This window comes from Bifidobacterium sp. B4081 (genome assembly GCF_026537335.1).
In the GTDB taxonomy this organism is placed as follows: Bacteria; Actinomycetota; Actinomycetes; order Actinomycetales; family Bifidobacteriaceae; genus Bombiscardovia.
Genome location: NZ_JAFNMM010000009.1, coordinates 1 through 4,721, shown reverse-complemented (window position 1 = coordinate 4,721; position 4,721 = coordinate 1). Strand labels below are relative to the sequence as shown.

General features: G+C 48.4%; 4 protein-coding genes. All 4 read left to right on the top strand.

From position 1 onward, the window contains the following. The first annotated feature begins 500 nt into the window (after nt 1-500). A complete protein-coding gene (locus J3T92_RS09415; RefSeq protein WP_143243380.1) occupies nt 501-1,052 on the top strand; it encodes a hypothetical protein in 552 nt (183 codons plus the stop codon). Between the two features lie 96 nt (nt 1,053-1,148). Then, nucleotides 1,149-1,862 carry an ABC transporter ATP-binding protein gene (locus tag J3T92_RS09410; RefSeq protein WP_101433110.1) on the top strand — a complete coding sequence of 238 codons (714 nt, stop codon included), beginning with the start codon at nt 1,149-1,151 and terminating at the stop codon, nt 1,860-1,862. A 47-nt stretch (nt 1,863-1,909) separates the two neighbouring features. After that, a complete protein-coding gene (locus J3T92_RS09405; protein ID WP_045924218.1) occupies nt 1,910-3,355 on the top strand; it encodes an FtsX-like permease family protein in 1,446 nt (481 codons plus the stop codon). Between the two features lie 17 nt (nt 3,356-3,372). Continuing rightward, nucleotides 3,373-4,721, top strand: a 1,349-nt coding sequence (locus J3T92_RS09400; RefSeq protein ID WP_181415147.1) for an ABC transporter ATP-binding protein, incomplete at its 3' end; no start/stop codon positions are given.

Genomic DNA, 4,721 nt, shown 5'->3' with positions numbered 1-4,721 from the left:
CCGACCTATTAACAACCACCCAACACGCTTACAGCCACAAGGCCAAACCCCCAACATAAACAACGCGTTTAGTTCCTATAGCCCAGAATCTCTGAAGTGGGTGTCACTGCTCCAGGAAATCGGTGCAGACGCAGTCGTTAATATCATTCAGAATGGAAGCCACGGGGGAGGATCAGGTAAGTATAGACGCTGGGAAAAGTTTGCTATGCAAACGGCTTGGTGTCTTGACATCATTGGATGCAGCAATTGAAGGTCCATCTCTACTCAAAGGAAAGTTGCCATCTTAAAAGGCGACGTATGGGTACTTAGCTATCAAAGGCAATGAGCAAGTTATTAATATTCAAGAAGCGAGTTAAAACAGAAGTTGACACTGAACCGGGTTCTGATAATATTACTACAAAGCATAGTCCGCAACGATGGGAGACGCAATGATTGGGGAAGCTGTATACATGCGGGCGACGCACCCAGGATCTCCTTTCTTTGTCGATAGCCGTAGTCTCATGGCACATGCCGAAGAGTCATGGGATCCTGAACCTGACTGTCCGATAGGATGGGCTTCAAATAAATCCGTAGTATGGACATATATGCAGCCGACTGCTTGCATAATGAGGACCCACGGATGGAAAATTCATGTGACGGCTTCCCTTGACAATGCACAATCAGTTTTAGAAAAAGTTTCTAAAATCTGTATTTCAGAGCATGTTATGTTCAAATATCTCAGGGATAAACAACAGTACCGATCCTCCAATACCAAATATGCAGGACGCAGCTCTAGTGGAAAATTCATAACCATATATCCCTTTTCTGATGAGCATCTTGAAAGATTAACCCTCAAACTAGAGGAAGCAATAGGCGGTGAACCAGGACCTTATATCCTCAGTGATTTAAGGTACAATAACGGACCTATCTTTTTCAGATATGGGGCGTTTGTTTCAATAGAAATGTCCGATGCGGAAGGTGAGAAGATAAGTCTCATTCCCGACGCTGACGGAGTGTTGAAAGAGGACATATGCACCAGTTACAGCGATACGAGCAACGTGTTGTGTTGGTAAATAGGAATATCGCCCCATGACAGCGTTTATTTCAGTACTCGTTGTCGTGGGGCTTTATAATCGCATGAGGTCTGGCGATACTCTGATCTCAGTACCATGAAGGTTAATATTATGCGTGATGGTGTGGTAGTAGCTGAACAGCTAAGTAAGAATTTCGTCTCGGGTGACGGGACTCCCACTGTGGTGTTCAATGATCTTTCTTTTGTTGCTGCTGGTGGTGCCATGACCGCAATTACAGGGCCCTCTGGATGTGGTAAGAGCACCTTGCTATATTGCCTTTCTGGTCTTGAACAGCCATCTCAAGGAAATGTGTGGGTGCTGGGTGAGGAACTAACTAAGAAGAACCAGCGTAACTTGGCTTTGTTTCGCAGATCGCATATCGGGTTTGTGTTTCAGTCCTACAATCTTGTCCCGTCCATGACCGTTCGTGACAATATCCTGCTCCCCTTGACTCTCAGCCATCGCAAGGTCGATCAAGGAAGCATCGATGCCCTCATGGATAAGTTCCACTTGAGCGGGCACGACAATGACGCAGCTAGTTCGCTCTCAGGTGGTGAGCAGCAGCGGGTATCCTTGATTCGCACCTTGGTCGCGGATCCCGATGTTGTGTTCGCCGATGAGCCGACAGGTGCTCTTGACCAGAAGTCCGGACAGTTGGTTTTCTCGCAGTTGCGGGACTTCTCCCATCGACCCGGTAAATGCGTGGTCGTGGTCACACACGATCTCCGCCTGGCCCGGCAATGCGACGTCGTATACACCATGAGTGATGGCGGATTTGTCGCATCAGGGAATGTGGAAGAGCAAGCGTAGTTATTGCCCTGATTCTGTATGGCGATGCGGCGTGAAAGGTGTAAGTCATGAAGTGGGCGTTGAATGATCTGAAAGCCAATAGAGGAATCTGGGCCGGTGTGTTTCTTGTGCTTGTGGTCACGCAGACGATTCTGTGCGCCATGAGTGTATGCAAGGGAATCAATGATCTCAAACATGATTCCCCGGGGGAAGTGGGTGTGGTATCTCACCATCTCAGCACTAACGTGGACTCGGTCTACCAGATAGCAATGGTCCTGGGTTGCCTGGTCATTATGGTGACGATTCAGGCTTCCATAAGGCAGCGGCGGAAGGGACTTGCATTGTTGTCCCTGCTTGGTGCCACACCTAGGCAGGTGCTGACCCTCACCATGGTGCAGGTGTTCGTGCTGACTCTGATCTCCTCCATCGTTGGTATGGCGCTGGCGCCAATTCTTGCCCCACGGATTCTAAAGTTCCAGTTGGAGGCCGTGCTGTTACCGCCGCTTATCACTTTTACTTGGCAGGGTTTCTTAGACTTTGCTTTGAGGGGGCTTGCAGTCGGTTTCATTGTGGCTTTGTTGGGTGCTCTCTTTACTCTGCGTGCTTTGAGGAAAGTGCTTCCGGTTGAGCTGCTGAGAGGTTCAGGAACTGAGGAAGTCCACGTCACGAGAGCTGGGCGCGGTCTGAGGAGATTCCTTATTATCGGTGGTTTCATCGCCCTGCTGGCACCGGCTGTCGCTGCCGTCATCCTGGTGTTGAACGACCCCAAAACTCTGAGTAAGACCCAATTGGGCATCATCATGCAACCCATGTCATTAGGCCCGATCATCGCGATACTGCTGTTTCTGGTCGCTCTGGCCTATTCTGGAGGACCCATCATCCAATGGGCCACCAAAACATGGACGAATCTGGTTCCTGTGCAATCCGATGTCTGGAAGATCGCACGGGCACAAGCCATTGTGAGAAGTCGCGGGAAGGCATTCGGCTCCACCATCATCTCACTGACTGCTTGCCTGTTCCTGCTCGGTGGATTGTTAATCACAGGTCAAACCAGTACTGCTGCCATAAGTGGCTTTCCCCAGTTGAAAGACATGGGATCAGCCACACCGATAGAGCTTATGTCCAGCCTGTGGTCGGCCTTGCTCATTGCTGTAATCGGTGCGGTCGCCAGTTTCGCCATCTCTGCCAAGGAACGCAACCTTGATCTGGCCCTTATCTCCATCGCGGGCGCTGTGCCCGGACAGCTACTTGCCATATCGGCCTTGGATGGTTTCATCCTCGTGACCACCGGTATCCTTATCTCTGCGGGGGCCACCTTGCTCGTCGGAGTTTTCACCGCTGTGACATTCCTCCCTCTTTCCAAGAATCTCTTTGTAGTGGTCTTCCCCTGGAAGTTCTTCATTATCCTTGCTGTGCCCATTATCGCCGCGGGAACACTTTCCACATTTTTCTCTGCACGTTCTAGTTTGAAGCGATCGGCAATTGAAACCGTCCAAACAGCCATAGGCGAATAGCGGAAATCATGTCAACTATGCAAACTCAGCAACGTCAAAAAACCACAATTTTTAATGTATTCAGACTATTGAAACCGCACACAGCTATCACTGTTGTTGTGATGTCTGTGGGTATAGTGTCTTCAGGTCTGGCGTTACTACAACCTCTGTGTGTCAATTATCTTCTACACGCCATAGAACAGAGTCAGAAGTTGGTGAGACCAATTGCAGTCTTGGCGCTTTTGTTTGTAGCAGGCATCGTCCTGGATGGTTTGGGATCCAATATGGCAAACCGCCTTGCGGCGAAAATAGTTTTCGATAAACGTAGCAATCTCATTACCTGTATCCTCGGCCTGCCGGTACAAGAGTATGATAAGAGGGAGTCGGGTGACTATGTCTCAACTGTCATCTCAGATACTAATGAGTTACGCTCAGCCCTGTCATCAGACTTCTTTAAAGTGGCCGCGAATCTGTTAACAGCTTGCGGATCAGCTGTCGCTATGCTGTTCATTGATACCAGACTCTTTGCCGTGGCACTTATAACTTCGTGCACATCCATTCTGTTGATGATTGCTGCTTCTTCTCGTCTGCAGGCCTATACCGAACTGGTACAAGCTAAGACAGCAAGACTGTCTAATGCCATACTGCGATCATTAGCTGGAATTCGCACAATTAAGGCCTTTATGGCAACAGTGCCTGAAACGAAAAGAGTAGTCGGTACCGCAGAAGAAGTGTATCGGGCAACAGTAAAAGTGGCCAACAAGGAAACAATCATTCGGTCCATTGTGAACTGCGCCATACAGCTGACCTTACTAATCGTTTTTTCCTTTGGCGGCGCGGAAATAGCGAAAGGGGATCTTGATATTTCTAATTTCATCTCCTTTTCAATGTATTTGACTATGGTTGTTTCTTCGCTAAGCTCCTTTTCCTCATCTATAACCACGGCTTTCAAAGCTTTAGGACCACTCAGGAGAATAGAAGACATTGAATCTTTGCGCGATAAAAGCGAAACCGTAAGTTCGAGCAATATGCTTTCCCCAGATGGGCATTCCTCGTTTGATACAGCCAACATTACGCTGGAGTTCAAAGATGTATGCTTTTCTTACAATACAGCGGACAAAGATGATGAACGAAATACCACTCTGCAGAACATTAGTTTTAGCGCAGTCCCACACCAAAGAACCGTCATCGTGGGCTCGTCGGGTTCAGGTAAAACTACGCTGCTTTCCCTATTGGAGGCTTTTTATAGGCCGGATTCGGGGCATATCCTATACAACAATGTTGACTCAACTGATTTAAATGGGCCTATAGGAACTAAACGCGTTGTTTTAGGTTCTGTGTGTGGGTTTGGTTGTGTGTTGGTCAGAGTGTGGTGTTGGGGTATCTG